20 protein-coding genes are annotated in these 26,025 nt (G+C 66.6%); 5 read left to right on the forward strand and 15 right to left on the reverse strand.

Features of this window, described 5'->3' with window-relative positions; translation table 11 throughout:
* Positions 1-55: 55 nt before the first annotated feature.
* The 3 genes from C1930_RS12315 to C1930_RS12325 all read right to left on the reverse strand — a co-directional run bounded on the left by C1930_RS12315 (position 56) and on the right by C1930_RS12325 (position 3,943).
* Positions 56-2,518: a prolyl oligopeptidase family serine peptidase gene (locus C1930_RS12315; RefSeq protein ID WP_108771870.1), complete on the reverse strand. Its 2,463-nt coding sequence runs from the start codon at positions 2,516-2,518 to the stop codon at positions 56-58.
* Positions 2,519-2,695: 177 nt separating this feature from the next.
* A complete protein-coding gene (locus C1930_RS12320; protein WP_108753511.1) occupies positions 2,696-3,025 on the reverse strand; it encodes a hypothetical protein in 330 nt (109 codons plus the stop codon).
* Positions 3,026-3,328: 303 nt separating this feature from the next.
* Positions 3,329-3,943, reverse strand: a complete 615-nt coding sequence (locus tag C1930_RS12325; protein WP_108771871.1) for a hypothetical protein — start codon at positions 3,941-3,943, stop codon at positions 3,329-3,331.
* Between the two features lie 284 nt (positions 3,944-4,227).
* Between C1930_RS12325 and C1930_RS20555 the strand changes: the two genes are divergently transcribed.
* The 4 genes from C1930_RS20555 (at position 4,228) to C1930_RS12345 (ending at position 7,764) form a co-directional block, all read left to right on the forward strand.
* Complete coding sequence (locus C1930_RS20555; protein ID WP_234412657.1) at positions 4,228-5,268, forward strand: hypothetical protein; 1,041 nt, start codon at positions 4,228-4,230, stop codon at positions 5,266-5,268.
* A 92-nt stretch (positions 5,269-5,360) separates the two neighbouring features.
* Positions 5,361-6,137, forward strand: coding sequence for a HipA family kinase (locus tag C1930_RS12335; RefSeq protein ID WP_108756570.1), 777 nt, complete (start codon positions 5,361-5,363; stop codon positions 6,135-6,137).
* Positions 6,115-6,510, forward strand: a complete 396-nt coding sequence (locus tag C1930_RS12340) for a DUF3037 domain-containing protein (protein WP_108756571.1) — start codon at positions 6,115-6,117, stop codon at positions 6,508-6,510. The genes C1930_RS12335 and C1930_RS12340 overlap by 23 nt, the downstream gene beginning before the upstream one ends.
* 102 nt (positions 6,511-6,612) lie before the next feature.
* A complete protein-coding gene (locus C1930_RS12345) occupies positions 6,613-7,764 on the forward strand; it encodes an aldo/keto reductase (protein ID WP_108771872.1) in 1,152 nt (383 codons plus the stop codon).
* On the opposite strand, the gene C1930_RS12350 is transcribed toward C1930_RS12345, so the two are convergent.
* From C1930_RS12350 to ligA, 11 genes are all read right to left on the reverse strand, one after another.
* Positions 7,765-9,180 (reverse strand): serine hydrolase domain-containing protein, encoded by a 1,416-nt coding sequence (locus C1930_RS12350; RefSeq protein WP_108771873.1) that lies wholly within the window; start codon positions 9,178-9,180, stop codon positions 7,765-7,767.
* Positions 9,181-9,238: 58 nt separating this feature from the next.
* Positions 9,239-9,625 carry a hypothetical protein gene (locus C1930_RS20560; protein WP_234412658.1) on the reverse strand — a complete coding sequence of 129 codons (387 nt, stop codon included), beginning with the start codon at positions 9,623-9,625 and terminating at the stop codon, positions 9,239-9,241.
* Positions 9,625-10,875, reverse strand: a complete 1,251-nt coding sequence (locus tag C1930_RS12355) for a peptidoglycan-binding protein (protein WP_234412659.1) — start codon at positions 10,873-10,875, stop codon at positions 9,625-9,627. The genes C1930_RS20560 and C1930_RS12355 overlap by 1 nt, the downstream gene beginning before the upstream one ends.
* Positions 10,876-10,919: 44 nt before the next feature.
* On the reverse strand, positions 10,920-11,825 hold the full coding sequence (locus C1930_RS12360) for a lysozyme inhibitor LprI family protein (protein WP_234412660.1): 906 nt from the start codon (positions 11,823-11,825) through the stop codon (positions 10,920-10,922).
* A gap of 332 nt (positions 11,826-12,157) precedes the next feature.
* Entirely contained in the window at positions 12,158-14,686 is a 2,529-nt protein-coding gene (locus tag C1930_RS12365) for a membrane-bound PQQ-dependent dehydrogenase, glucose/quinate/shikimate family (protein ID WP_108771875.1), read from the reverse strand.
* A 126-nt stretch (positions 14,687-14,812) separates the two neighbouring features.
* Complete coding sequence (gyrA, locus tag C1930_RS12370; RefSeq protein ID WP_108753520.1) at positions 14,813-17,512, reverse strand: DNA gyrase subunit A; 2,700 nt, start codon at positions 17,510-17,512, stop codon at positions 14,813-14,815.
* 277 nt (positions 17,513-17,789) lie between these two features.
* The gene (gene mtnA / locus C1930_RS12375; RefSeq protein WP_108771876.1) at positions 17,790-18,854 is read right to left on the reverse strand and encodes an S-methyl-5-thioribose-1-phosphate isomerase; all 1,065 of its coding nucleotides are present in this window, start codon (positions 18,852-18,854) and stop codon (positions 17,790-17,792) included.
* A 46-nt stretch (positions 18,855-18,900) separates the two neighbouring features.
* A complete protein-coding gene (locus C1930_RS12380) occupies positions 18,901-19,635 on the reverse strand; it encodes a DUF3011 domain-containing protein (protein ID WP_108771877.1) in 735 nt (244 codons plus the stop codon).
* Positions 19,636-19,785: 150 nt separating this feature from the next.
* The gene (gene epmA / locus C1930_RS12385) at positions 19,786-20,742 is read right to left on the reverse strand and encodes an EF-P lysine aminoacylase EpmA (protein WP_108771878.1); all 957 of its coding nucleotides are present in this window, start codon (positions 20,740-20,742) and stop codon (positions 19,786-19,788) included.
* Positions 20,739-21,224, reverse strand: coding sequence for a GNAT family N-acetyltransferase (locus tag C1930_RS12390; protein ID WP_108771879.1), 486 nt, complete (start codon positions 21,222-21,224; stop codon positions 20,739-20,741). The genes epmA and C1930_RS12390 overlap by 4 nt, the downstream gene beginning before the upstream one ends.
* Positions 21,225-21,276: 52 nt before the next feature.
* On the reverse strand, positions 21,277-23,748 hold the full coding sequence (gene ligA, locus C1930_RS12395) for an NAD-dependent DNA ligase LigA (protein WP_199912439.1): 2,472 nt from the start codon (positions 23,746-23,748) through the stop codon (positions 21,277-21,279).
* Between the two features lie 225 nt (positions 23,749-23,973).
* Between ligA and C1930_RS12400 the strand changes: the two genes are divergently transcribed.
* Positions 23,974-25,083: a pyridoxal phosphate-dependent aminotransferase gene (locus C1930_RS12400; protein WP_108771881.1), complete on the forward strand. Its 1,110-nt coding sequence runs from the start codon at positions 23,974-23,976 to the stop codon at positions 25,081-25,083.
* Between the two features lie 170 nt (positions 25,084-25,253).
* Here C1930_RS12400 and zipA read toward each other — a convergent pair whose 3' ends face one another.
* On the reverse strand, positions 25,254-25,991 hold the full coding sequence (gene zipA / locus C1930_RS12405; protein ID WP_108753528.1) for a cell division protein ZipA: 738 nt from the start codon (positions 25,989-25,991) through the stop codon (positions 25,254-25,256).
* Between the last annotated feature and the right edge of the window lie 34 nt (positions 25,992-26,025).

Genomic DNA, 26,025 nt, shown 5'->3' on the forward strand with positions numbered 1-26,025 from the left:
GTTTACAGCAGTCGAGCGAGCTCGACTCTACAAAGGCAGTCGAGCGAGCTCGACGTTACCGGGCGTTCTTCACGTAGGTGTCGAACCAGTTCAGCATTTCCGATACCAGCTGTTCGTTCGATTCCAGCGCGGTGTACCAGTGCGGCTCGTTGGGCAGCATGACCAGGCGGGTGGTACCACCATTGCCACGGATCGCCTGGTACAGCTTGCGCGACTGGAACGGTTCGGTGCCCGGGTTGGCATCGTCCTCGCCGTGTACCAGCAGCAGCGGCAGCTTGATCTTGTCGGCGTAGAAGAACGGCGAGGCCTTCAGGTACACGTCCTGCGCCTGCCACACCGACCGACGCTCGTTCTGGAAGCCGAACGGGGTGAAGGTCTTGTTGTACGAGCCGCTGGTCGCCACACCGGCCTTGAACAGGTTGGTGTGGGCGATCAGGTTGGCGGTCATCAGACCGCCGTGGCTGTGGCCGGTCACACCGATACGGTTGCGGTCGACCACGCCCATGTCCACGGCCTTGTCCACCGCCGCCTTGGCGTCGGCTTCCAGCTGCTCCAGGTAGGTGTCATAGGCAGTCTTGGGATCGCCGACGATCGGGAACGAGGCATTGTCGATGATCGCGTAACCGGCCAGCAGCATCAGCCGGTAGGGCTGCAGGCGGGTGAAGGTCTGCTGCGAACCGGACACCTGCCCGGCCTGCGCGGCATTGGCGAAGTCCGCCGGATAGGCATACAGGATGGCCGGCACGCGCTGGCCTTCCTTGTAGCCCGGCGGGGTGTACAGGGTGAAGGACAGATCCACGCCATCGGCGCGCTTGTAGGTCACCAGCTGCTTCTTGATCTGCCGCACTTCCGGGGTCGGGTCGGTCAGCGTGGTCAGTGCGGTGGCAGTGGAGGCGAACTGCGCCTCGCCTTCTTTCGCAGCGGCCACCGCTTCACCCTGCTGGCGCACGAAGGCATTCGGCGGGTCCATCACCGACTGGTGCCAGGTCAGGTAGCGGCCGGGCGTGTTGCTGAAACCAAGGAACTGCTCGTAGGCATCGGCATCGCTGCGGAACAGGCGCTCGCTCTTCAGCGAACCCAGGTCCAGGCGGTCCAGGAACGGGCGGTCACCCTGCGGCGAAGCCCCCTGCCCGCGCAGGAACACGAAATTGCCTTCCTGGCGCACCACGGCCGCACCGTTGGGCAGGCGCTTGAACACCAGGTTGCCCGGATCGCCGTACAGCTCATCGCTGGACATGTCCCACAGCAGGCGACCTTCCTTCTTCGGCTGGTCGACATCAACGATGCGGGTCTGCACCCAGTGCCGGTTCTCATCATTCTCGAACAGGAACGACACGGCCGGGTCGGCCGACCAGGCCAGGCCTTCGAACCGCTGCGCGGTGCGGGCGATCTCCACCGGCTTGCCGTTGAACGGCGCCTTCAGCATCAGCACACGGTCGCGGTGCGGCACAGTCACCTTCCAGTCGCCCTTGTCCAGCGCTTCGGCATAGACCAGGGTGGCCGGATCGGTGGAGCGCCAGTCAAAACCGCGCGGGCCTTCGGGCACGCCGTGCACCGGCACGCGGTCGGCCAGCGGCAGGCTGGCGATGGCGGTGCTCTTGCCACTGGTGATGTCCAGCACCGCCACATCGTTGGCGAAGCGCTGGTAGGTGACCGCATGCGAGAACGGCGGCTTGATCGATTCGGTCAGCACGTGCACGCCATCGGGCGCCGCGCTCACGTCGTTGAAGATCGCGGCGCTGCCCACCGGGCGCACCTGGCCGCTGGCGGTGTCGACCACGGCCAGCTGCGAAGCGCCGTAGTACGCGAACAGCTTTTCATCGTGCACGCTGGTCAGCGTATCGCGGGCCTCGTAGGTGCTGCTTTCGCCACTGCTGCCCAGCGATTCCTGTGCATCCGGGCCGGTCGGCACGCCGCCGTTGGACGGCGCGGCGCCCTGGTTGGCCGGCACCAGCTTCACCAGCAGGTTGTTGCTGCCGCCCAGCCACTGCACGGTGCTGCCGAAGATCGGGTTCAGCTGCACGCCCGGCACCTGCTTGACCTGGCCGGTGGCGGCGTCGCCCACCCACAGCTGCACGCTGTCGGCCACCGCATTCTGGAACGCGAAATGGCGGCCGTCGGCCGACCACTGCGCGCCGCCGGCGCAGCCCTGCGGCAGCGTCACCGGGGTGGTCTTGCCGCTGGCGATCTCCACCACGCTGAAGTCGGCCACGCAGGCCGGAATGCCGTAACCACCGGGAGTGTCATGGCGGCTGCGGTTCTTCGGCTCCAGACGCACGCCGGCCAGCTTCAGGTAGGGCTGGGCCACGCGGGCGATGGACGGATAGGTCTGTGCGGTGGTCAGCAACAGGCGCTGGCCGCTGGGGTCCACGCTGGGAACCGGCGGCGGCGGTGCCTTCAGCACCTTGAGCAGTTGTTCTGGCGGCTTTGCGTAATCGGCAAGTGCCGGGCCGGCGGCCAGCAGGCCGAAGGAAGCAACGGCGATGGCCGCTGCCAGTGACGTACGACGAATGAGCATCCTCAACCCCTGGGTTCGATCCGGTGCCCGTGCTATGGGCATGCACCGAATCTAGCACCCCGGCCCCGCCCGTCCATGGGCCGGAAGCAATGCACGCCCGGCATGGCCCGGCGCTACCACGGGCGTTGGCAACCTCCGGTAGCGCCGGGCCATGCCCGGCGAAACGGGGTCGGTGTTTTACTGCTGGGCGTGCAGATCCCAGGTGGTCAGGTAATCGGGGTCCACCACGATGGCGCCCCCGGTACGCAGCTGATACTCGCCCGGCTCGGCCGGCCGGTACTGGTCCAGCATCGGTGGCAGATAATGCTCGTGGCCATCGTCCTCGTCGGCCAGCACCACGCCCTCTTCGGCGCTGATGCGCAGCACGGTACCTGAATACTGCTGCTGATCGCGCATCTGGCCATCACCGCCATAACGGGTGATGCCGACCAATACCACCTTGCCGATCATCTGCCGCGCCTTGGCGTTGTCCAGTGGCGGCAGCATGGGAATGGATTCGTCGCTCATCGGTGCACCTCCAAAGCCTGCAAGTACATCGTGGAAACGCTTGAAGGATGGCAGCTTGCGTACACCACGGCCATCCTGGCCGGTTCAGTCTCCCCACGGCTCGATGCTGCCATCGGCTGCGGCAGGGGGAAGTGAAGATCGGGTCCAATGCAGGGACACGGGTACTGGCAGACAGCGGCCGTTACGTTCGGTGCCGATGCTGCGCGACCTCCGGTAAGTTCACCCACTGCAGGAAGCACAGCTGAAGCCCCACGCATTCATACGGCCGTGGTCACTCCGACAGCAGCAGCCGACTCTGCTGGCTCAGCGCAGCAACGCCCGCGACGGCCAGTCGAAAGCCCGCTCGTGCAGCGCGAAAAAGGTAGTTGGCAGCGTGATCGACAGGCACGCGAGGCCTGACTGCAGCGCCGTTGGGCTGCAGGGACGCAGGCCGTCGAAACGCGTTGCATGCAGACGCTCCTGCGGCGTGTAGGTCAGCGCATAGTCGTAGTCGTATGACCCACCGAACGTTGATGCGGTGTAGAACATCACCGGCTGCTGCAGGCGGTGCGACAGATCGCGCAACCACATACGGAAGGTATCCGGCGCATCCAGGCCGCGCATGTCCACCTGCGTGATATAGGCCTGGAGCTGCGCGCCGACAGTTGCATCGGCCGGCGCCGCGCCTGCGTCCGGCAGCAGCCCGGTCCAGTGCACCGCACCCGGCGTGCGCCCGGACTGACTCCCCTCCGGACTGCCCACACCGCGGAGCACCAGCAGGCCCGACTTGCCAACTTCGTGGCGATGCAAGCTCTGCGTCCAGCACGATGCAACCGGGTCCTTCACCACGTATGCCAGGTGCGCGAACGACGATGACGCAGCCCAAGCCATCGCCCGCGCTGTCGCAGCCAGATAGATTTCGTCAACACCCCACGCCATCGCATTGCTCCATTCCGTTGCCAACCGCGTACGCACGTCGCGACGGGGGGCTTAAACGTAAACTGCGCACACCGCATCGATCAACCATCGTCATGCAGAGAAGCAAACGATTGCTCATTGCCTCTTCAACGGCAACGCGCGATGCTCAGAAAAGCTCCCTCAGAGAGACCGGAATCATGACTTTTAGACGGCAACCCGCACGCCTCTGCGCGGTGATTCTGATCATGCTCTCAAGCTTTTGCAGCCGCTATTCAGAGGCGCACGAAAGCAAGAGCCCAGCAAGGATGGCCAGCGCCACAGCGCCTACAGCGCATTCTCCACTGGCTGCTGATCAGCTGTTGAGAAGGGTTGTAGAACTTGCTGCCAGCGTTTCATCCCCGAATGAAATAGACAGAGAAACGCTTGCATCCATGCTCGGCTCGCCCGCGGAAGATCTCGGCGATGGCCGCGTTGGCTACAGCGACAGAGTCGGATCAGACTGGACGTTCGCACTGGAGCTTTCCGGAAATGTAAGGACGGGCAAGCGCCTGGACCTCGATTTCTTTGATTCGACGCCCTCAAGGTCTGCCAGCACTGACGCAATCTGCGCAATGGATTTTGAGCAGGCCTCCTCGGAACTTGTCCAGTCGGGATTCTCGAACGCCACCGTCCATGGCGAGCACGGGAGGCCGGTGTCTGAAGCATTTGCAAAGCCTGGAATAGATATATCCGTTGATACGATAGGAGCATCAGGCACCCAGGAAAGCAAAGGCAAGCGTTGCATTCGCGGGATGACCATCAAGGCGAGCACCGCGCCGACAGCGCAACGTCCTGGCGCCGCGGTCGCAGCGGCCTCGGATAACCTGCCCACCACACCACTGGGCGCCGGACAGCTACTGTTGCGTCTGCTCGAACTGATCCAGACCACAACCTCCGGAAGCGACCTGACCCTCGAGCGCGTATCCGCCGCATTGCGCGAGCCCGCCCGCACCTTCGCACCCGGTCACTTCGGTTATGGTGGCGCCCTCACTTCTGAGTGGAGCTACGGCCTGGAAGTGAAACAGGCTGGCACGCCGGACGCGCGACTGGATCTGAACTTCATCGACACCGGTCCACAGCAGAAGGCGCAGGCCACCGCCATCTGCCAGGTGGATTTCAACCGGTTCGCAACGGCGCTTCATGCGGCGGGATTTGCCCGGGAAACGGTGCGCGGCGAGCACGGCCGGACCATCTACCACCGCTTTGAGCGCGCGCAGCTGAGCATCAAGGTGGACACGGTCCCGGAACACGCTGCAGCCAATGGCCAGGCAGTGCACGACTGCGTTCGCCTGGTGAGCGTGCAATAGAAGGCGGTCGGCAGCCCCTCCGAGGCTGCCGGGCACCGGCACAGCGGAAGATCCTCCGGCGCTCCCTGCGCACGCCACGCTAGAATGCGCGCATGCGCACCGTCCATGCCCTCCGTTACATCACCCCTCTCCGCGAAGGGGGTTCCCTGCCCGCCGTGGTCGAGACCGACGACGACGGCATGGCCGTGCTCAAGTTCCGCGGCGCCGGCCAGGGGCCCAAGGCCCTGATTGCTGAGCTGATCGCCGGCGAAATGGCCCGCAGCGTGGGCCTGCCGATTCCGGAACTCCTGTTCGTTGAGCTGGACAGCGAGTTCGCCCGCACCGAACCGGACCCGGAGATCCAGGACCTGATCCGCGCCAGCGAAGGCCTGAACCTGGGCCTGGACTACCTGCCCGGCGCGATCAACTACGACCCGGCCGCCATGCCGGTCGACGCCGACCTGGCCTCGCGCATCGTCTGGTTCGATGCCTTCACCAGCAACGTGGACCGCACCACGCGCAACCCCAACCTGATGGTCTGGCATCGCAAGCTGTACCTGATCGACCACGGTGCGGCGATGTACTTCCATCACGACTGGGACAACGCCGCCGATGCCTGCGAGAAGCCCTTCACGCTGATCCGCGACCACGTGCTGCTGTCCTTCGCCAGCCGCATCGCCGAGGTGGATGCCGAACTGGCCGCGCGCCTTCCCGATGCGGAAATCGAGCGCATCGTCGGCCTGGTACCGGACAGCTGGCTGGTCAACGAGCCGGCCTTCGACAGCCCGCAGGCCTACCGCCAGGGCTATATCAACTATCTCAAGCACCGCCTGAAGGTACGTGCCGTGTTCGTGCAGGAGGCCATCCGTGCCCACGCTGCACACGTATGACTATGCGGTCATCCGCGTGGTACCGCGGGTGGAACGCGAAGAATTCATCAACGTCGGGGTGATCGTCTCCTGCCCTGGCGCTCGCCATCTGGAAGCGGCCATTGAGATCGACCCGGCGCGCATGCACGCGTTCGCGCCCGCACTCGACCAGGACGCGCTGCAGCCCTGGCTGGATGCAATCGTGGCGATCTGCCGCGGCGACGCCAACGCGGGCCCGATCGCGCAGTTGCCCGCGCGCGCGCGTTTCCATTTCCTCACCGCCAAGCGCAGCTCCATCGTGCAGATGTCCAGCACGCACGTGGGCCGCAGCGCCGATCCGGCCGGCGTGGTGGAACACCTGATGAACAGGATGGTGCGGGTGCCGCTGCGCTGAGCGTGCGAGCGGGCGCCGCGCGTGAACGCGCCCGACACACCTGCGCGGTACAGTGAAACGGCTCTGCGAGACACCCGCCCGCCTTCCGCACAGGAGACTGACGTGACCTCACGACGCCGCTTCCTTTCCCTGGCCGCCGCTGCGGCCGCTCTTTCGGCCACCGCACCGCTGTTCGCGCAATCGCCTGCGCCGGGCAGCGTACTGCCGACCCGCGGCACCCCGCGCCCTGGGGCCACATTGGCCCGCAACCCGCCGCAGGCAGGTGGTCGCTATCGCCCGCAGACCCGCCTGGGACTGGGCGGGGCGCCGCTGGGCGGCAGCCTGGCGCCCACCACCGATGCGGCCGCACAAGCCACCATGGCCGCCGCGTGGGCGGCCGGCATCCGCACGTTTGATACATCGCCGTGGTACGGGCTGGGCCTGAGCGAACGGCGCATGGGCCGCGAACTGCACACCCACGCGCTGGACCAGTACACCCTGTCCAGCAAGACCGGGCGCCTGCTGACCGGCACCGCCGGACCGTTGCAGAAGACCAACTGGCACGACCCGGCCCCGTTCCGCTACGCCTATGATTACTCCGCGGCCGGCACCCGGCGCTCGGTGGAAGACAGCCTGAACCGGCTGGGCGTGGCGCAGCTGGATATCGTGCTGATCCATGATCTTTCGCCCGAGAACACCGACCTGGGCATGCCCTGGGAACAACGCTTCACCGAGGCCCTGAAAGGCGCCATGCCGGAGCTGACGCGCATGCGCGAGGAAGGGCTGATCAAGGCCTGGGGCTTCGGCGTGAATCGCCCCCAGCCCGCGTTGCGCGCAGTGGCAGAAGCCGATCCGGACATCATGCTGCTGGCCTGCCAGTACTCGCTGCTGGACCACGAAGCCACCCTGCACGACACCTTCCCGAAGCTGGCCGAGAAAGGCGTGTCGGTGATGGTCGGCTCACCCCTGCTGGCCGGCTATCTGACCGGCCGCGAGCGCTACCTGTACGGCAGTCCGATTCCCGAGTGGGCACCGGCCAAACGTGCACGCATCGCCGCCATCTGCGAACGCCACGGCATCGACCTGCGCACCGCGGCCCTGCAGTTCGCCGATGCCCCCGAGGTGGTGTCCTCGATCATTCCCGGTGCGCGCAGCGCCGAGCAGGTACAAGCGAACGTGGCCTCGATGGCCATCGCCATTCCCGCCGATTTCTGGGCCGAGCTGAAGCAGGAAAAACTGATTGCCGCCGATGCGCCGGTTCCTGGCAAGCGTTGATCAAAGCGGCAGGCGTCGGGCGATGTAGTTGACCACATTGCCCACCGCGTCCGGATCGACGTTGGCCAACCCGATCACCACGTAACCCTGCTCGGGCAGCACCACGATGGCACTGTTCGACCCGGGTGCGCCGCCCTCGTGCCCGTACTGGCGCTGGCGGCCCTGCCCCTGTACCACGAAGCCGTAGCCATACCACCCTTTGTGGTTCTGTGCGCGCGTGGCCTGCTGCAGCAGCTCTGGCGCGACCAGTGCGCCGCTGCGCAGCGCTTCGCAGAACTTCAGCATGTCGCCGGCGGTGCTGTAGCCGCCGCCGGCGGACATGCCACGCCAGGGCAGCGTCTTCGTTTCGCGCGCCCATTGCCCATCCACCCGAGTGTAGGCGACCGCACGCTGTGGAACGTCCACCGCTTCCGGCTCGAAGCCGGTGCCGGTCATGCCTGCCGGTCGCAGGATGCGCGCATCCACATAGTCGTAGTACGACTGGCCGGATACCGCCTCGATGAGGCGCCCGAGCACGATGAAGCCGTAGTTCGAGTAGCTGTCCTGACTGCCCGGCGTGAACTGCGGTGCATCCTTGGCGAAGCGCTGCACGTAGTCGTCCAGCGTCTTCAATGATGCGGAGTACTGTTCGAAATCATCCGCGAAGAAGTCGCCCAGGCCGCTGGTGTGGTTCAGCAGCTGCCGCACGGTCACCGCTTCGGCGACGGTCGTGTTCGGGTAGTCCGGCAGGTGTTTGCCGATCGTATCGTCCAGACCAAGCTTGCCGGCCTGCACCAGTTGGAGGATGGCAACCGCGGTGAACATCTTGTTGGATGAAGCCAGCCGGAAGCGGGTATGCGCCGCCACCGGCGTCTTCGCGACACGGTCGGCCAGCCCGCCCGTCCATTCCAGCAGCACGCGCCCGTTCTGCGCGACCAGTACGCTGCCGGACAGGGCATCGCGGGCCGCCAACGCATCCAGCTTCGTGCGCGCATCGGACATCAACTGCGGCAGCGGAACGCGGGCCGGCTGGTATTGCTTCGGCGTCGGCGTACCTTCCAGGTGGAACTGTTTCAGCTGCGCCGGATGGGCCGGATCCATCTGCGCGTGCACCAGCAGCGCGCGCTCGCTGCGCTCGCCCAGCACCAGCAGGGTGGTCTGCATTGGCGTGCTCTGCCGTACCTCCAGCAGCTTCAGCGGCCCGGTGGAGTCGCGGAATTCCAGATAGTCCTGCGGGGTGCTGCCTTCGGTCTTGGCATAGCGCTCGGCAAAGGACTGCAGCTGCTGCAGGCTGCCTGCATTGAACGCGGCCAGCCAGTCATCGGCGGCTGTGCGGGCATCGGGCGCCGGTGGGGCCGCGTTGGCGGTCTGCGTACAAAGTGAGGGCAACGTAAGCGCCAGGATCAACAGGCTTGTCAGACGAAAGCGCATGAACATGGATACTTCCTCGCGTACCAAGTCTGTGGCCATCCTACGCTGCCACTCTCCCCCAGCATCAGACCAGCGAGGGCCCTCGATTCTCGTGTTGGCGGGTGTCGATGGCCCATTGTTGCTCGCGCTGCAGGCTTTCACTCGACAGCTCACGAGCTGTCTCATCCATCGAGCGTGCGGGCTGCGCGGTATCAACACTGGCGCGTTCGCCGGGTATCAGACCGGCCACCCATAGTCGATCACCCGCCACCATCACCCGATCCACGCGCTCGGCACTCTGGATGCCGTTGCGCTTGGACTCCAGAACCGCTTGTAGAACATGGTCATCACCAACGGCATCCGGGGCGCCATCGCGAATGCGCTGGAACAACGCGGCATCGTTCGGCGACAGCGACGGGGCTGCGCTGCCGGGCTGCACCCACGCCAGTTCCGCTTGTTCAGATGCCGGCACTACTGGGTCGGCAACGGCCTGTTGCCGTGCCTGCACTTGGTCCGGCTGAAACTCGGTGCGGGTATAGGGTGGGCGCTGAGGCGGCCAGTTCTCGGCGCGATCGAACTCTGTGGTGGGAGCGTGCTCAATGCTACGGCAGCATCGTTGAGCTGGTGTCGCGCATCTCCATCGATGACACCGCCCGGTCGCAGCGGCAGGCCCTGATCCTGCTGGAAACTGCGCATTGCGGCCTGCATGTCTGCGTCATAGGTGCGCGCGGCACGCTCCTGGCGTTGGTTGGGTTCGGTCAGATAACCCAGCGCTTCAAGTTGGCGACGCATCTCGAACACCGGCTCCCCCCGCTCGCCGGGCTGCAGGTTGCCATCGGCGAGTGGGCCGGTCAGGTCGGTCACCGATCTGCGCTTGAAGTCCGGGTCGAGTGTGAGCGTGTCCGCCCGCAAGCGCTGCATCAACGCCTCGTCGATGTGCCCGTTGGCCGGAATGATTCCGCGCTCGGTCTGAAAACGGAGTACGGCCTGCTCGGTGGATGCGCCGAAGTCTCCATCAGGCTTGATCTCGACATTGGCATTGTTGCGCATTCCCAGACGCTGGAGGTACTGCTGTGCCTCGAACACGTGCTGGCTGGCGTCCCCACGGTGAAGGTCCATTGCGGCAACCGGCCCTTGGCTGGTCGGCACCGGCATTTGGAAGCCCGGCTGCTGTACACGCTGGACCAAGCCTGCCACCTCAGTCTCCCAACCGGTGGCCAATACGGCGATGCTGTCAGGATACGGGCTGCCATTGTTCAGCTCGCCACCATTGACCGAGGCCCGTGCCTGCCGATAGTCAACATGATTGCTATTGATATGGTCCGACAGGCGCGCACCAAACATACCGTCGCGCATGCCAACAACCAGCACTTTCGTAGCGATTTCCGCTTCCGCCGCCCGTTCCGGATGTTCGGCCAACTCGCGACCCATGCCGAGTGCCTCACCCAGCCGTTCGTAGTTGTTCACATGGGTAAGATGTGCAAAGCCACGACCGTAGTACTCTTCGCCACCAAAGTAACGAAGATCCACTGCCTGCTTCCTTCCCCAATCTTCCTCAGGTGCCGCGAAATCGCGCGATTCGTGCTGAGCTGTCGCCAGCACATACGCGATCTGCCGGTGATCGGTAATGCCATTATCGATGCAGGTCCGGACGATCATCGCCACCGACTGATCACGGGTCAGGCCGAATCCGACGCTGCTTTTTCCATAGCCGTCACTCATATCTCAATACTCCTTGTACAGATCGATTCCGTTCGCTGCGGACGCTAATTCAGAAGCTCTGATTCGGTCGGGCGTTCACCGTTGCAGGTGTTGTAGCGGTGTTCCAGCAACGTGCGCGTTTCGCTTCCCCTGAGCTGGATAACCTTGTCCTCGCGCTCGCACGGACTGACTTGGGCGCGCAGAACAAACCTGCCGTTTTCGACACGGTCGATGTCCCGCCCACCAATGGCCGTTTCCAGCGCGCTTGCACGAACATAGCGATTGGCGTTGGCGTCGAGCAGGTAAAACGCATACACGGGGACGTTATAGACACCGTTGTTGTCCAACCAGACCTGCAGATCCGGCGCACCGTCTCCGTTCAGATCGGAGACTGTCAGCAGCTCGGCTACCTTTGCACCGGCGCCTGCACCCGCGCGGGTCAGCTGCGGCTGCACGCCGGTGACAGCGACGTTGCGAGCGCCGCGCGTCACCTTCATCGCCTCCACCTGACAGGTGGTCACGTTGTCCGTGCCACTACAATCGGCCACGTTGAAGGCCACCTGTAATGGAGGCGAGATCACACCCTGACCAGGCTGCAGGATGATCCTGCCGTCGTCATCAGGCGCGGCGTCGGCTGTATAGGTGGCGCCCTGCGCTGGTGTGACTAGGACTGCTTTGGCTTCGGCGACCAGGGCTGCAGCCCCACTGCCCTGCAGCTGACGGGCGCGTAGCAACGTCATATGGGTGCGGCACTGCTGCGCATCCAGCTGGACCGCGGCATCCCCTGCCTGCGGGCATCTGCTGTCACGCTGGCCAAGCCACTGCCGCTGCAGATTGCGAAGCACGACCTGGTCAGCGACGGCCATCTTCGATCGTGCTGCAACGTAAGCTTCGTTAAGAGCGGTGTCATGGATCCTGAACTCAGCGTCGACACAGCGTTGGCGGGCGTCAAGCGCATTGGCGCTGGCCATGCATTGCCCGTACACCGGCGTAAGGTGTCGTGCATCACCAGCCAGGAGCTGAGCTCCGCTTGGCCGCTTCCGTGCCTCCGCCTGAGGTGCAGCGTGTACCGCAATGCACAAGCACGCGGCCAGAGTCAGCAGTGCCGCCGGAACTGCGATGCGCCGCCCGCGCACACGTTGAAACGTCAACATACGATGCCTTCCATGGGGGCACTGGGCTGGCCCCGTGTTCTTCCGATGATGGATGCTGCCCGTTGCCGCGTCCACGTTCTGCCACGCCAGTCACAGCTTTCCATCGGCGGTACCCAGGAGGCATCCAGAACACGACCCCAAGGGCATCGTCATTCCGGCAACGCATACGCCATCACGTAATCGCCCTTCGGGGTTTCCATGAAGTGGTGCCCGGCCGCGACGATCACGACATACTGCCGCCCGCCCTGCGCGTACACCATCGGGTTGGCCTGGCCGCCGGCCGGCAGCTTGGCATGCCACAGTTCCTTGCCGGTCTTCAGGTCGATGGCGCGCAGCAGATCATCGGTGGCGGCGGCGATGAAGATCAGTCCGCTGGCGGTCACCACGGCGCCACCATTGTTGGGCGTGCCGATCTCGATCGGCAGGCCGGAACGGATACCGAACGGGCCGTTGCCGCGCGCGCTACCGAACGGGCGGTCCCACAGCAGCTTGCCACTGCGCAGGTCGATGGCGCGGATGCCGCCATAAGGGGGCTGCTTGCACAGCAGGCCAGTGAACGGCAGGCGCCAACCGGCATTGACGTCGATCGCATACGGCGTGCCGACCTGCGGGTCGCCTGCCCCTTCGGCACCGCCCTTGTTGTCGGCACGGATCTGTTCGCGCGGCAGCCAGCCCTTGCGGTCGGCTTCGGCACGCGGCACCAGCCGGTTGTAGTTGGGCATGTCGTTGTAGTTGGCCACGATGATGCCGCGCCGCGTATCGATGGCCACGCTTCCCCAGTCCGAGCCGCCGTTGTAGCCGGGGTATTCGATGGAGTGGCGGTCGCTGGTGGGCGGCGTATAGAACCCTTCGTAGTGCGCCTTGCGGAACTGGATGCGGCACACCAGCTGGTCGATGGGGGTCAGCCCCCACATGTCACGCTCGGTCAGGTCATGGTCGCGGCGCAGCGTGTGGTACAGCGAAAACAGCTGGGTGGGCGAGCGCTGTTCGGGCTCCACCCCACCCTGCGGCACCGGGCGCTCTTCGGCGGGCGTCAGCAGTTGGCCGTTGCGCCGGTCCAGGATGTACAGGTCGCCCTGCTTGGTGGGCAGCAGGATGGCCGGCACCTTGCCGGCCGCGGTCGGGTAATCGATCAGGCTGGCCTGCGATCCCAGGTCGTAATCCCAGACATCCTTGCGCACGGCCTGGAAATGCCAGGCGGGCTTGCCGGTGGTCACGTCCAGGGCCACCAGCGAGGTGGCGTAGCGGTTCTGGTTCTCGGTGCGCGAGCCGCTCCAATAGTCACCGGCCGAATTGCCCATCGGCAGGTAGACCAGGCCCAGCTGCTCATCGCCGGTGGCCGTGGTCCACATGTTGGGGGTGCCGCGGGTGTAGGTCTGGTCGCGCGGCGGCAGGCCGCTGCGCTCGGGCTGGTCCATGTCCCAGGCCCAGCGCAGCTTGCCGGTCATCGCGTCGTAGGCCTGGATGACACCGGACGGCGCATCGCGGCGCTGGCCATCCAGCACCTGGTGGCCGGTGATGATCAGCCCCCGCACGATGGCCGGCGGCGAGGTGATGGACACATAGCCCGGCGGCACCTCGCCCATGCCCAGGGTGATGTCCACCTGGCCGTTGTTGCCGAAGGCGGCGCAGGGTCGTCCGGTATCGGCATCCACGGCAATCAGGCGGCCATCCAGCGTGCCTTCGATGATGCGGGCACTGCAGAACGGACGGCTGCCGTCTGCGGCTGCGCGGTGCATCGGGGTGGGCGGCGGCGCCGGCAGAGCCAGGTCGGCGGCCACATCGGCCAGCACGGCATCGGCCACCGTGGGCGCACTGGGCTGCTCGTAATAGGCCACGCCACGGCAGGCGGCGGTATAGGGAATGGAGGCGTCGCGCACCTTGGGATCGAAGCGCCAGACTTCATTGCCGCTGGCCGCGTCCAGCGCGATCAGCTGGTTGCGCGCGCTGCACAGGTACAGCCGGTTGCCGATCTTCAGCGGCGTGGTCTCGGCCCCCCAGCGCTTGCGGGGTACGTCGCCGGTGCGGAACTGCCAGGCCAGCTGCAGCGTGCCCACGTTCTTCGGGGTGATCTGCTGCAGCGGCGAAAAACGCGTGGCCGCGTTGCTGCGGCCCCATGCCGCCCAGTCCTCTTCGGCAGGTTGGTCGGACGGCTGCAGCCCGGTGGTGTCGCGCGTGGGGTCCAGGCCGGCACTGACGGCGGCCTCGGGGTATGGCTGGCGGCCGTCCACTTCGCCGTGTGGCGCAAAGGCCAGTGCAAAGGCGGCCACGAAGACCAGGATCAGCACACATCCAACGCTGCGCGACAGCCGCTTGGGCACCGGCGCGCGCAGGGTGGGCGCCACGAATGCCAGCACGATGCCCAGCGCGGTCACCATGCCCAGCCGCGGCACCCAGCGCCAGTAATCGCTGCCCGATTCCCACCAGGTCCACAGCACGGTGCCGACGAACAGCGCCGCGTAGACCAGCGCGCCACTGCGCCGATTGCCCCACAGCAGGATGCCGCTGGCCAGCAGGCCGGCACCGGCGATGGCGTAGTACCAGGAGCCGCCCAGGCTACCCAGCCACGCGCCTAGGCCACCGATGACCAGCCCCAGCACGACCAGCAGCAGGGCCAGCACGGTTACCAACGGATGGCGGGACACAGCGGGTGCGGCGGACTGCGGCGTGGCGGACATCGTCGATCTCCGGGGGCAGCATGGCCTGTTATCCCACCGTCGCTGTGAAGTGCGCGTGCGGTGAGCGCCGGATACAACAACGCCGGCACGAGGCCGGCGTTGTTGAGGTGACGTCGCGAAGCGGGCTTATGCCTGCGGCGCGTCCTCGCTCGGTGCGGGGGCTTCGGCCGGGGCGGCAGCAGCCACCTCGTCCTCGTCCTCGTCGATCGAGGCGTCCATGCGCTCCACCGCCTGCAGCTTCTCGTCCTTCGACAGGCGGATGAGGGTCACGCCCTGGGTGTTGCGGCCCACGCGGCTGATTTCCGAACCGCGCGTACGCACCAGGGTGCCGCCGTCGGAGATCAGCAGGACTTCGTCGCCCGACCCCATCAGCACCGCGGCGACCAGCTTGCCGTTGCGCTCGGTGGTCTGGATGCCGATCACGCCCTGCGTGCCACGGCCCTTGCGCGGGTAGTCCGGCAGCGGGGTGCGCTTGCCGTAGCCGTTTTCGGTGGCGGTCAGGATGTACTGCACGCTGGCGTCGTCGGCGCCGTCGATCACCGCATCGCCATTGGCGGCGGTTTCCTCGACACCGTTGTCGTCCTCGTTCTCGTCCTCGATGCCACCGGCACTTTCGGCCACGATCAGGCTGACCACTTCCTCGCCCGCCGGCATCTTGATGCCGCGCACGCCGGTAGCGGTACGGCCCATCGAACGGACCTTGTCTTCACCGAAGCGCACGGTCTTGCCGTTGGAGGCGAACAGCAGGATGTCACGCTCGCCATCGGTCAGGCCGACGCCAACCAGGGCATCGCCTTCGTCCAGGTTGATGGCGATCTTGCCGCGGGCCAGACGGAAGGCGAATTCGCTCAGCGGGGTCTTCTTCACCGTGCCGTTTCTGGTGGCGAAGAACACGAACTGGCCATCGGCGTACTCACGCACCGGCAGCACGGCCTGCACGCGCTCGCCCGGCTCCAGCGGAATCCAGTTGATGATCGGACGGCCGCGGGCGTTGGAACCAGCTTCGGGCAGCTGGTAGACCGGCAGCCAGAACACCTTGCCCGAGCTGGTGAAGGTCAGCAGCGTATCGTGCGTGTTGACCAGCCACAGCTGTTCGATGAAATCCTCTTCCTTGGTCGCCGCCGCACTGCGGCCACGGCCACCGCGGCGCTGCGCGCGGTAGACGCTGACCGGCTGGCGCTTCACGTAACCGGCGTGGGACACGGTCACCACCACGTCTTCCGGCGCGATCAGGTCCAGGATGTCCAGGTCTTCTTCGCTGTGGCGGATTTCGGTACGACGCTCGTCGCCGAACTCGGCCTTCACGTTGATCAGCTCTTCGCGGATCACCTGCAGCAGGCGGTCGGGATCTTCCAGGATGTGGATGAGCCCGGCGATCACTTCCAGCAGCTGCTTGTATTCCTCGGTCAGGCGGTCCTGCTCCAGCCCGGTCAGGCGGTGCAGGCGCATTTCCAGGATCTGCGTGGCCTGGATCTCGGTCAGCTGGTAGCCGCCCTCGATCAGGCCCACGCCCTTTGGCAGGTCTTCCGGGCGCGAGGCTTCAGCGCCGGCGGCACCCAGCATCGAACCGACCAGGCCCGGCTCCCACAGGCGGGCGAGCATGCGTTCGCGCGCTTCGTTGGGGTTCGGCGAGGTCTTGATCAGTTCGATCATCTCGTCGATGTTGGCCAGCGCAACGGTCAGGCCTTCCAGCACGTGGGCACGGGCGCGCGCCTTGCGCAGCTCGAACACGGTGCGGCGGGTGACCACTTCGCGACGGTGGCGGACGAAGGCCTCCAGCATCTGCTTGAGGTTCATCAACTGCGGGCGGCCATCGACCAGCGCCACCATGTTGATGCCGAACACCGATTCCATCTGCGTCTGCTGGTACAGGTTGTTCAGCACAACCTCGGCAGATTCACCGCGCTTGATCTCGATGTAGATGCGCATGCCGTCCTTGTCGGACTCATCGCGCAGCTCGCTGATGCCTTCGATCTTCTTTTCCTTGACCAGTTCGGCGATCTTTTCGATCAGACGCGCCTTGTTCACCTGGTAAGGAATTTCAGTGACGATGATCGATTCGCGGCCGTTGTCGGCCACTTCGATATCGGCCTTGGCACGGATGCGCACGCGGCCACGGCCGGTGCGGTAGCCGGCGACGATGCCGGCGGTGCCGTTGATGATGCCTGCGGTCGGGAAATCCGGGCCCGGGATGTACTCCATCAGGCCGTCGACATCGATTTCCGGGTTGTCGATCAGCGCGATGCAGGCGTTGATCGATTCGCTCAGGTTGTGCGGCGGGATGTTGGTGGCCATGCCCACCGCGATACCGGCCGAACCATTGACCAGCAGGTTCGGGAACCGGGTCGGCATGACCGTCGGCTCCAGTTCCTTTTCGTCGTAGTTGGGCTGGAAATCGACGGTTTCCTTGTCGATGTCCGCCATCAGCTCGTGGGCGAGGCGGGACATGCGGGCTTCGGTGTAACGCATCGCCGCGGCGGAGTCGCCGTCGATCGAACCGAAGTTACCCTGGCCATCGACCAGCATGTAGCGCAGCGAGAACGGCTGTGCCAGGCGCACCAGCGTGTCGTAGACCGACTGATCGCCGTGCGGGTGGTACTTACCGATCACGTCACCGACGATACGCGCCGACTTGAAGTAAGGCTTGTTGCTGTGCGCGTTCAGTTCGTTCATCGCGAACAGCACACGGCGATGCACGGGCTTGAGGCCATCGCGCGCATCGGGCAGCGCACGCCCCACGATCACGCTCATGGCGTAATCGAGGTAGCTCTTGCGCATCTCGTCTTCCAGGTTGACCTGGATGATTTCCTTGGCGGTTTCTGCCATTCGGGTTCCGTTGTCTGGTAGCGGTCCAGTCCGGCGCAGCCCACTGCAGGAGGGGTCGTGCCGGAACCTCGATTCAACCTGCCGATACTACCACAACGGGCCGTTTTCCGCCCGTGTTTACGGGGGTTTTACCGGCACAAATCAGGAACTTAGGGGTAGCCGGGCGACGGAACGGCGAACCATCCACGCATGGCGTGGATCTACCGGCCCGGCCAGCCTGGTCGGGGCCGGGGTCAGATCCCTTTCCGCAGGAAAGGGCTCTGACCCCGCCTGTCCGTCAGCCGCCGAAAGCGGCCCGCATGTTTTCCACGGTCGGGTTCAGGATGACCCCGCGCTCGGTCACGATGGCGTCGATCAGCTCGCCCGGGGTCACGTCGAACACCGGGTTCCAGGCGGCGATGCCCTCGGCCACGGTGCGGGTACCGCCCACGCCGTACAGCTCGCCCGGGTCGCGCTGCTCGATCTCGATCTGGCTGCCGTCCACGGTATCCATGTCCACCGTGGACGAGGGTGCCACCACCATGAACTTCACCCCGTGGTGGCGGGCGGCGATGGCCAGCTGGTAGGTGCCGATCTTGTTGGCGGTATCGCCGTTGGCGCAGATGCGGTCGGCGCCGACGATCACCCACTGCACCGCACCGGTCTTCATCAGGTGCGAGGCGGCCGAATCGGCGATCAGGGTGGCATCGATGCCGTCCTGCTGCAGTTCCCACACGGTCAAGCGCGCGCCCTGCAGCCACGGCCGGGTTTCGCCGGCAAACACCCGGGCGATGCGCTGCTGGGCCATGCCCGCGCGGATCACGCCCAGGGCGGTGCCGAAACCGGCCGTGGCCAGCGAACCGGTGTTGCAGTGGGTCAGCACGCCGCTGCCGGTCTCGATCAGGCCCGCGCCCAGTGCGCCCATGTGGCGGTTGGCGGCCAGGTCTTCTTCGGCAATGGCCTGCGCCTCGGCTTCCAGCACGGCCTTCCAGTCGGCGCCGGCGGCGGACAGCGCGCGGCGCATGCGCGCCAGCGCCCAAGCCAGGTTCACTGCGGTCGGGCGCGAGGCATTCAGGCGCTGCAGCGCCGGTTCCAGCTGCTGCAGCGCATGCGCGCCGTCGGCGGCCTGCACATCGCGCGCGGCCAGCACCACGCCCCAGGCCGCGGCGATGCCGATGGCCGGCGCGCCACGTACGGTCAGCGCATGGATGGCGGCGGCGACTTCGTCGCTGTCATGGCAGGCTACGTGTTCCACCACGAACGGCAGCTTGCGCTGGTCCAGCAGCTGCAGCGCGTCTCCGGTCCACAGGATCGGGCGGATATGGTCGTAACGGGCGTAATCGAGATCGGTGGCAGTGTTCATGCGCCCATTGTAGGGCCAGCCCCTGCCCCGTGGCCCTGCCGGGCGGTCAATTCACCGAGAATTCGGCCCGGCAGCCGCCGTCCACCCAGATCCCGTTGCGGTTCCAGCCCCAGGTCTGCCCTTCCACGCAGGCGGTGCCGGAAATCTGCCGCGACACCTCGGCGCCGGCGCTGATGCTGGCCCCGCAGAAGCGACGCCGCTTGGATTTGGATTCGCAGGTCAGCCGGCGCGGCATATCGACGAAGCGGCCCTGTTCGTCGGCCACCTCGAAATCGCCCTGGCAGCCACGGCTGGTCCAGATTTCATTGCGCTTGTAGCCCCAGCCCTGCCCTTCCCGGCACGGCAGCACCGACAACTGGCGCAGCAGCCGCACTGGCGCGCCGTCCAGCCGCACGGGGCAGCTCTGCGGCCGTCCGCTGGATTCGCAGCGCACCACGCGGCGCACCAGGCGCTTGCCGGTCTCGGGGCTGGCCGTCGTGGCCGCAGCACCGGCGGCCGGGCGTGCGCGGAACTCGGCGCGGCAGCCCAGGGTGACCCACACGCCGCTGCGGTCGGTGCCCCATTCGCTGCCGCGGATGCAGCTGTTGCTGGACAACTGCCGTACCAGGTCGACGCCATTGCTGACGTCCAGGTCGCAGTGCACCCAACCCATGTCGCGCGATTCACAGGTGATGACCTGGCCGTCATAACCGGTCTGCGCCGACGCCGGCAACGGCATGACCGCGCCCCATATCGCCATGGAGTACACCGGTGCCGCCACGACCGCCAACCACTTGACCAAAGCTTTCCCCAACCGTGTCGATAACCACGCTGCCAGTGTCTGGCATCAGGCGTGATAAGAGCATCATCGTCGTTGCTGAATCAAGCGTGGAATGTGCTCGATCCGTTCAGGCGCTGCAGCGGCGCCGCGAAGAGCGCGCGCACGCCGCGCTCATGCATGGGCGAAGTCGAAGGCCAGCACATCGGCGATGCGCGGCGTGCCGTTCATCGCCATCAGCAGGCGGTCCACGCCCACCGCCACGCCCGCGCAGTCGGGCAGGCCCGGCAGTGCGTCCAGCAGCGCTTCATCCAGTGCCGGCTGCACCTGCCCACGCGCGTGGCGGCGCTGCAGATCGTTGTTGAAGCGCGCGCGCTGTTCATGGGCATCGTTCAGTTCGTGGTAGCCGTTGGCCAGTTCCACCGTGCCCAGGTACAGCTCGAAGCGTTCGGCCAGCGGCGGGCTGCCGGCACGGATGCGGGCCAGCGCCGCCTGGCTGGCGGGCCAGTCATGCACCACCGTCATCACCGCGTCATCGAAGTGCGGCTGGATGCGATGGGTCATCAGCAGGTCCAGCCAGTCATCGCGGGTCAGCCCGACCGGGTCGATGTGTACCTCGCCCAGCGCCGCGCGCAGTGCTGTCTCGTCGGCAGCGAAGGGATCCACCCCGGCATGCTGCTGGAACAGCTCGCGATAGCTGAGCACGCGCAGGCTGGCGGTGCGCCCCACCAGGGCCAGCGCCTGGCGTACCAGCTCGGCGGTTTCGTGCATCAAGCGGTGGTGGTCCCAGCCGACCCGATACCATTCCAGCATGGTGAATTCGGGGTTGTGGCGGCCGCCCGCTTCGCCGTTACGGAACACCCGGCCCAGCTCGTAGCAGTCGCCCACGCCGGCCGCCAGCAGACGCTTGAGCGGGTATTCGGGCGAGGTGCGCAGCCAGCGGCGGCGGCCACCGGCATCGACGTGGCCACTGAAATCGGTATGGAAGCTGTCGATGTTCGGCTCGGTGTTACCGGCCACCGACAGGATCGGCGTTTCCACTTCCATCACATCGCGTTCGGCGAAGAAACGGCGCAGCAGCGCATTCAACGCCGCGCGCTGCTGCAGCGTGCGCATCAGCTGCGGATTCACAGGATGCCCTCGGCGCGCGGATGGTCCAGCGGCAGGGTCAGCAGGCTGCGGGTGTCATCGATGTAGCCGCTGGCCAGGTACAGGCGGCGTGCCAGTTCGTTGTGGTGGTTCACTTCCAGCCGCAGACGGGTGACGCCGCGGCCGCGTGCACGCTGTTCGCAGATGGCCAGCGCCTGCTTGCCGCGGCCACGGCCACGTGCGCGATGGCTCAGGTAGAGCTCGTCCAGCAGCACGAAATGGCCGCCCTGCTCCAGGCTGAAGCCCATCGCCAGCACGGCATGGCCGACCACCTCGCCGGCTTCGTCCAGCCACAGCAGTACCTCGCCATTGCGCGGGTCGGCCAGCAGCGCACCGACCCCGCGGCGAACGCGGGCATCATCGAATTCGATCTTGTCTTCGGCGTAGAAGTCGCGCATCAAGGCAATCAATGCCTCTTCATCGGCACGGGTGGCCAGGCGGAAATCCAGCGGGGCGATCTGCATCGGTAGTCCTCTCTTGCTTCAGGCCGGGCGCGCGCGGCGCCCGGCGGGTTCATCACTCGTGTTCGGCCAGATAGGCCAGCAGGCGATCTTCGTCCCACACCGGCACGCCCAGCGACTGCGCCTTGTCCAGCTTGGAACCGGCTTCGGTGCCTGCCACCAGGAAGCTGGTCTTCTTCGAGACGCTGCCCGACACCTTGGCGCCCAGCGCTTCCAGGCGCTCCTTGGCCACATCGCGGGTAAGCTGGGCCAGGGTGCCGGTCAGCACCACGGTCTGCCCGTCCAGCGGCCCGGCCACCACCTCGGCCAGGGCCGGTGCGTGCGCCAGGATGTGCTGCATGGCGCGCTCGGCGGCCAGCAGCATTGCGCCATGGCCGTCGCTGTCCAGCCACTGCGCCAGCCCGCGCGCGGTGTCATCGGGCAGGCCGGCGTTGACGAACTGGCCGTGCTCGGCGTCCAGCACTGCCTGCGCGGATGGCAATACTGCCACCAGCTTTTCCGCGCGGAGACGGGTGATGCCGGGAATCTCGGCTTCCACCAGCAGCTGGGCCAGATCCAGCCCTTCGCGCAGCTTGGCGCTGGGCGGATGGGCGTCGGCAATGCGCACCTGCCCCACCTGCAGCAGATCGTCGATGGCCTGCTGGTTGCCGGGCTGCTCGAAGAAATGCCCCAGCGAGCGCGCGACTTCACCGCCGATGTCTGGCACGCGCTTGAACAGCGGCCACGGCAGGTGGCGGATCAGTTCCAGATCACCGAACCACTGCGCCAGTGCCTTGGCCGTGCTTTCGCCCACGTGCTCGATGCCCAGCGCGAACAGCAGCCGTTCCAGCGTGGCATCGCGGCTGGCGTCGATGGCCGCGATCAGGTTGTCGGCCCACTTGGTGGCGATCTTCTTCGTGTTCCATTCGAAGCTGGCCGGCTGCACCAGCGCCTGCGCGCGCCAGCCCGCATCGGCGGCGTCCAGCTTCAGCACCGCCGTGAGCACCGCGCCACTGCCCTCGGCGGGCAGGTGCAGCTTCAATGCTGCGGCCAGGGCCGAAGGATCTTCGGCATCGAGCACCAGCTTCAGGTGCAGCAGCGTGTCGCGGCTGAGGCGGTACAGATCCGCCACGCTTTTCACGATGCCGGCGTCCACCAGCGTTTCAATGTACTTGTCGCCCAAGCCATCGATATCCATGGCGCGGCGCGATGCGAAGTGCGCAATGGCTTCCTTGCGCTGCGCAGGGCAGGACAGTTCGCCCGAACAGCGCCATGCCGCTGCACCTTCTTCGCGCACGATCTCCGCACCGCACACCGGGCAGTGGGTGGGCATCTGCCAGGGCGTGGTGCCCGGCGGGCGACGGTCCACGATGACGCTGACCACTTCGGGAATGACATCGCCGGCACGGCGCACGATCACGCTGTCGCCAACGCGCACGTCCAGCCGCGCGATCTGATCGGCGTTGTGCAGGGTGGCGTTGGACACGATCACCCCGGCCACTGCCACCGGCGCCAGACGCGCGACCGGCGTTGCCGCACCGGTACGGCCGATCTGGATCTCGATCGCCTCGACCGTGGTGCTCTGTTCCTGCGCCGGGAACTTGTGTGCGATGGCCCAGCGCGGCGCGCGCGAAACGAAGCCCATCGTCTGCTGGCCGGCGCGGTCGTCCAGCTTGTAGACCACCCCGTCGATATCGAAAGGCAGGCCGTCACGGCGCTCGCCGATCATGCGGTAGTAGCCCAGCAGCCCGTCGCTGCCTTCCACCACCTGGCACAGGTCGCTGACCGGGAAACCCCAGGCCCCAAGCTGCGCCAGCGTGCCCGAATGGGTGTCCGGCAGCTCGCCGCCCTGCACTTCGCCGGTGCCGTAGGCAAAGAAGCTGAGCCGACGCTGGGCGCTGATTTTCGCGTCGAGCTGGCGCAGTGATCCCGCCGCTGCGTTGCGCGGGTTGGCCAGCACCTTGCCGCCGTGCAGGCGCGCACGTTCGTTGTAGGCCTCGAAATCGGCGCGGGCCATGTACACCTCGCCGCGCACTTCCAGCACATCGGGCCAACCACTGCCCTGCAGGCGCTTGGGAATATCGGCGATCTGCCGCAGGTTCGCGGTCACGTCCTCGCCGGTGCTGCCATCCCCACGGGTCGCGCCCAGCACGAACTGGCCGTCCTCGTAGCGCAGGCTGATCGCCAGGCCGTCCATCTTCGGTTCGGCGGAAAAGCGCAGCGCGCCACGGCGCAGGCGCTCGTCGATACGGCGCACGAAGTCCGCCACTTCCTCATCGCTGAACGCATTGGACAGCGACAGCATCGGGACCGCGTGGGCGACTTCGGCGAAGCGGCCGGACGGGCGCGCGCCCACCTGCTGGGTCGGGCTGTCGGCGCGGGCCAGCTCGGGATGCTCGCGCTCCAGTGCCTCCAGCGCGCGGACCAGGCGGTCGTAGTCGGCATCGGGAATTTCCGGCGCATCCAGCTCGTGATAGGCACGGTTGGCCTGGGCGATCTGCCGGCGGAGATCCTCGGCGCGTTCGGCGGGGCTGGGGCTCATCGGAATCCGGTGGTTCTGGGATGGCCGGGAATTCTACCGCGCCCGGCCGTCAGGCCCCGTATTGCCCGATGGTTTGTAGAGTCGAGCTTGCTCGACTGCTTTGTGTAGAGTCGAGCTTGCTCGACTGGGTCTGGACGGCAGTCGAGCAAGCTCGACTCTACCGGGCGGTGGGCTTGCCGCCCTGCCCCTACCAGCGCTAGCGTGCGGCAACCGCCCCTTGGAATCCCGCCCGTGACCCTGCCCACATCGCGCCGCCATTTCCTGCACCTGGCCGGCGTCGGCCTGGCTGTTGCCGGCACGGGTCTGCCCCGCGCTGCTGCAGCGCAACCGGCGCCCGTGGCAGCTGTCCCAGTGCTGTTGAACTTCAATGAGTGCCCCTACGGCCCTGCGTCCGCCGCCCAACAGGCCGCTCGCGACAGCATCGCCGGCAGCGGCCGCTATCAGTTTGCGCTGGCCGGGCAGGTGCGCGATGTCTTCGCCACCCAGAACGCCGTGCCGGCCGACCATGTGCGCCTGTACCCGGGTTCCAGCGAACCCCTGAACCGCGCCGCCACGCTTTGGACCGGGCCGCAGTCTGCGCTGGTGGTGGCCGACCCCACCTTCGAGGCGCTGGGTGACCTGGCTGCTGCGCGCGGCGCGCAGGTAACAAAGGTGCCACTGCGCGAGGACGGTGCTCACGACCTGCGGGCGATGGTGGCAGCAGCCCACGCGCGGCCCACGGGCCTGATCTACGTGTGCAACCCGAACAACCCGACCGGATCGATCAGTGCGCCGGCCGAACTGGCCTGGCTGCTGGCCAACAAGCCGGCGTCCACCCGTGTGCTGGTGGACGAGGCCTACCTGCAGTACAGCGACCTGCCCAGCCTGATCGGCCAGGTCGCCCAGCGCGATGACCTGATCGTGCTGCGCACGTTTTCCAAGCTGTATGGCATGGCCGGCCTGCGCCTGGGCGTGGCCGCCGCCCATCCCGAGCGCCTGCGCGAACTGTCCAGCCTGGGCGAGAACCCCCTGCCCGTACCCGCCCTGGCCGCCGCGCTGGCCAGCCTGGGCGACGCACAGCTGGTGCCGCAGCGGCGCCTGCAGAACGCGCAGGTACGCCAGGCCACCATCGCCTGGCTGGGCAAGCGAGGTTTCAGTTGCGTGCCGTCGGAAGCGAACTGCTTCGTGGTGGATGTGCAGCGCGACGGCAGTGCCTTTGCCAAGGCCATGGCCGACAACGGCGTGGTGATCGGCCGCAGCTGGCCGATCTGGCCGCAGCGCGTGCGGGTCACCGTGGGCACCGAAGCGGAGATGGCGGCATTCCGCCGCGCGTTTGCAAAGGTGGCCGGCGTACCGGCGTAACGTAGAAGGTGGGGGCGAACCTCGGTTCGCCCCATCCACGCGTGGCGTGGATCTACCCGGGTGGGTGCCGCCCGACGGTACGGGTGGGTGCCGCCCGACGGTACGGGTGGGTGCCGCCCGACGGTACGGGTGGGTGCCGACCGTTGGTCGGCACACCGAAAAGAACGCTGTTACCAGCGCGGGGTCTTGGTCAGCGGCGGGGCCTGGTGCTGGCGGTCGTAGGCGCGCAGTTCGTCACGGATATGGGCGATGCGCTGGCGGCCCAGGGCGTTGCGGCTGTCATCCAGCACCACGCCATCGAGCAGTTCGGCCATGCGCTGCACGGTGGGCAGCATCTTTTCCCAGGCATCGAGCGCGGTCAGCGGCGCCGGCAGGGTCAGGAAGAAGGCGATGGCCGGGGTTTCCATGGCGCGGATGTTGGCCATGTCGAAGCTGCCCGGCTTCATGATGCTGGCCATCGAGAAGATCGGGCCGCGCTCGGGGTGGCCTTCCACCAGCCGGTGGAACACGTTCATGTGGCCGAATACCAGGCCGGTCTTTTCCGCCGCCACCACGATGTCTTCGCCGCGCAGCTGTTCGCCCGCGCGGGCGGCCACGAACAGCGAAACGATCTTGTCGAAATCCTGGGTGGCGCGCTTGCCAAGGTCGTTGGCCGCGCCGTCTGCATCGGCCAGGCCCAGTTCGGCCTGCTGGCCCTCTTCGCCCAGGCCGGGTTCGCTGCGGGTCTCGGCCAGCGGTACGCCGTCTTCGCCCAGTACCGGTTCGCGGCGCTCGCCTGCAGCCGGCTCGGGGCCGTCCACGCGACGCCCCTGCGGCTTCTTCTTGGGGCGACCAAACAGGAAGATCGCAGCCACCAGCAGCAGGCCGGCGGCCAGGATGCCGATGCGCAACAGTGCCGTGTCGGACATTCGATGGGTTCTCCGGCTAGTTCATTCAGGTAAC

The organism is Stenotrophomonas sp. SAU14A_NAIMI4_8 (genome assembly GCF_003086695.1).
In the GTDB taxonomy this organism is placed as follows: Bacteria; Pseudomonadota; Gammaproteobacteria; order Xanthomonadales; family Xanthomonadaceae; genus Stenotrophomonas.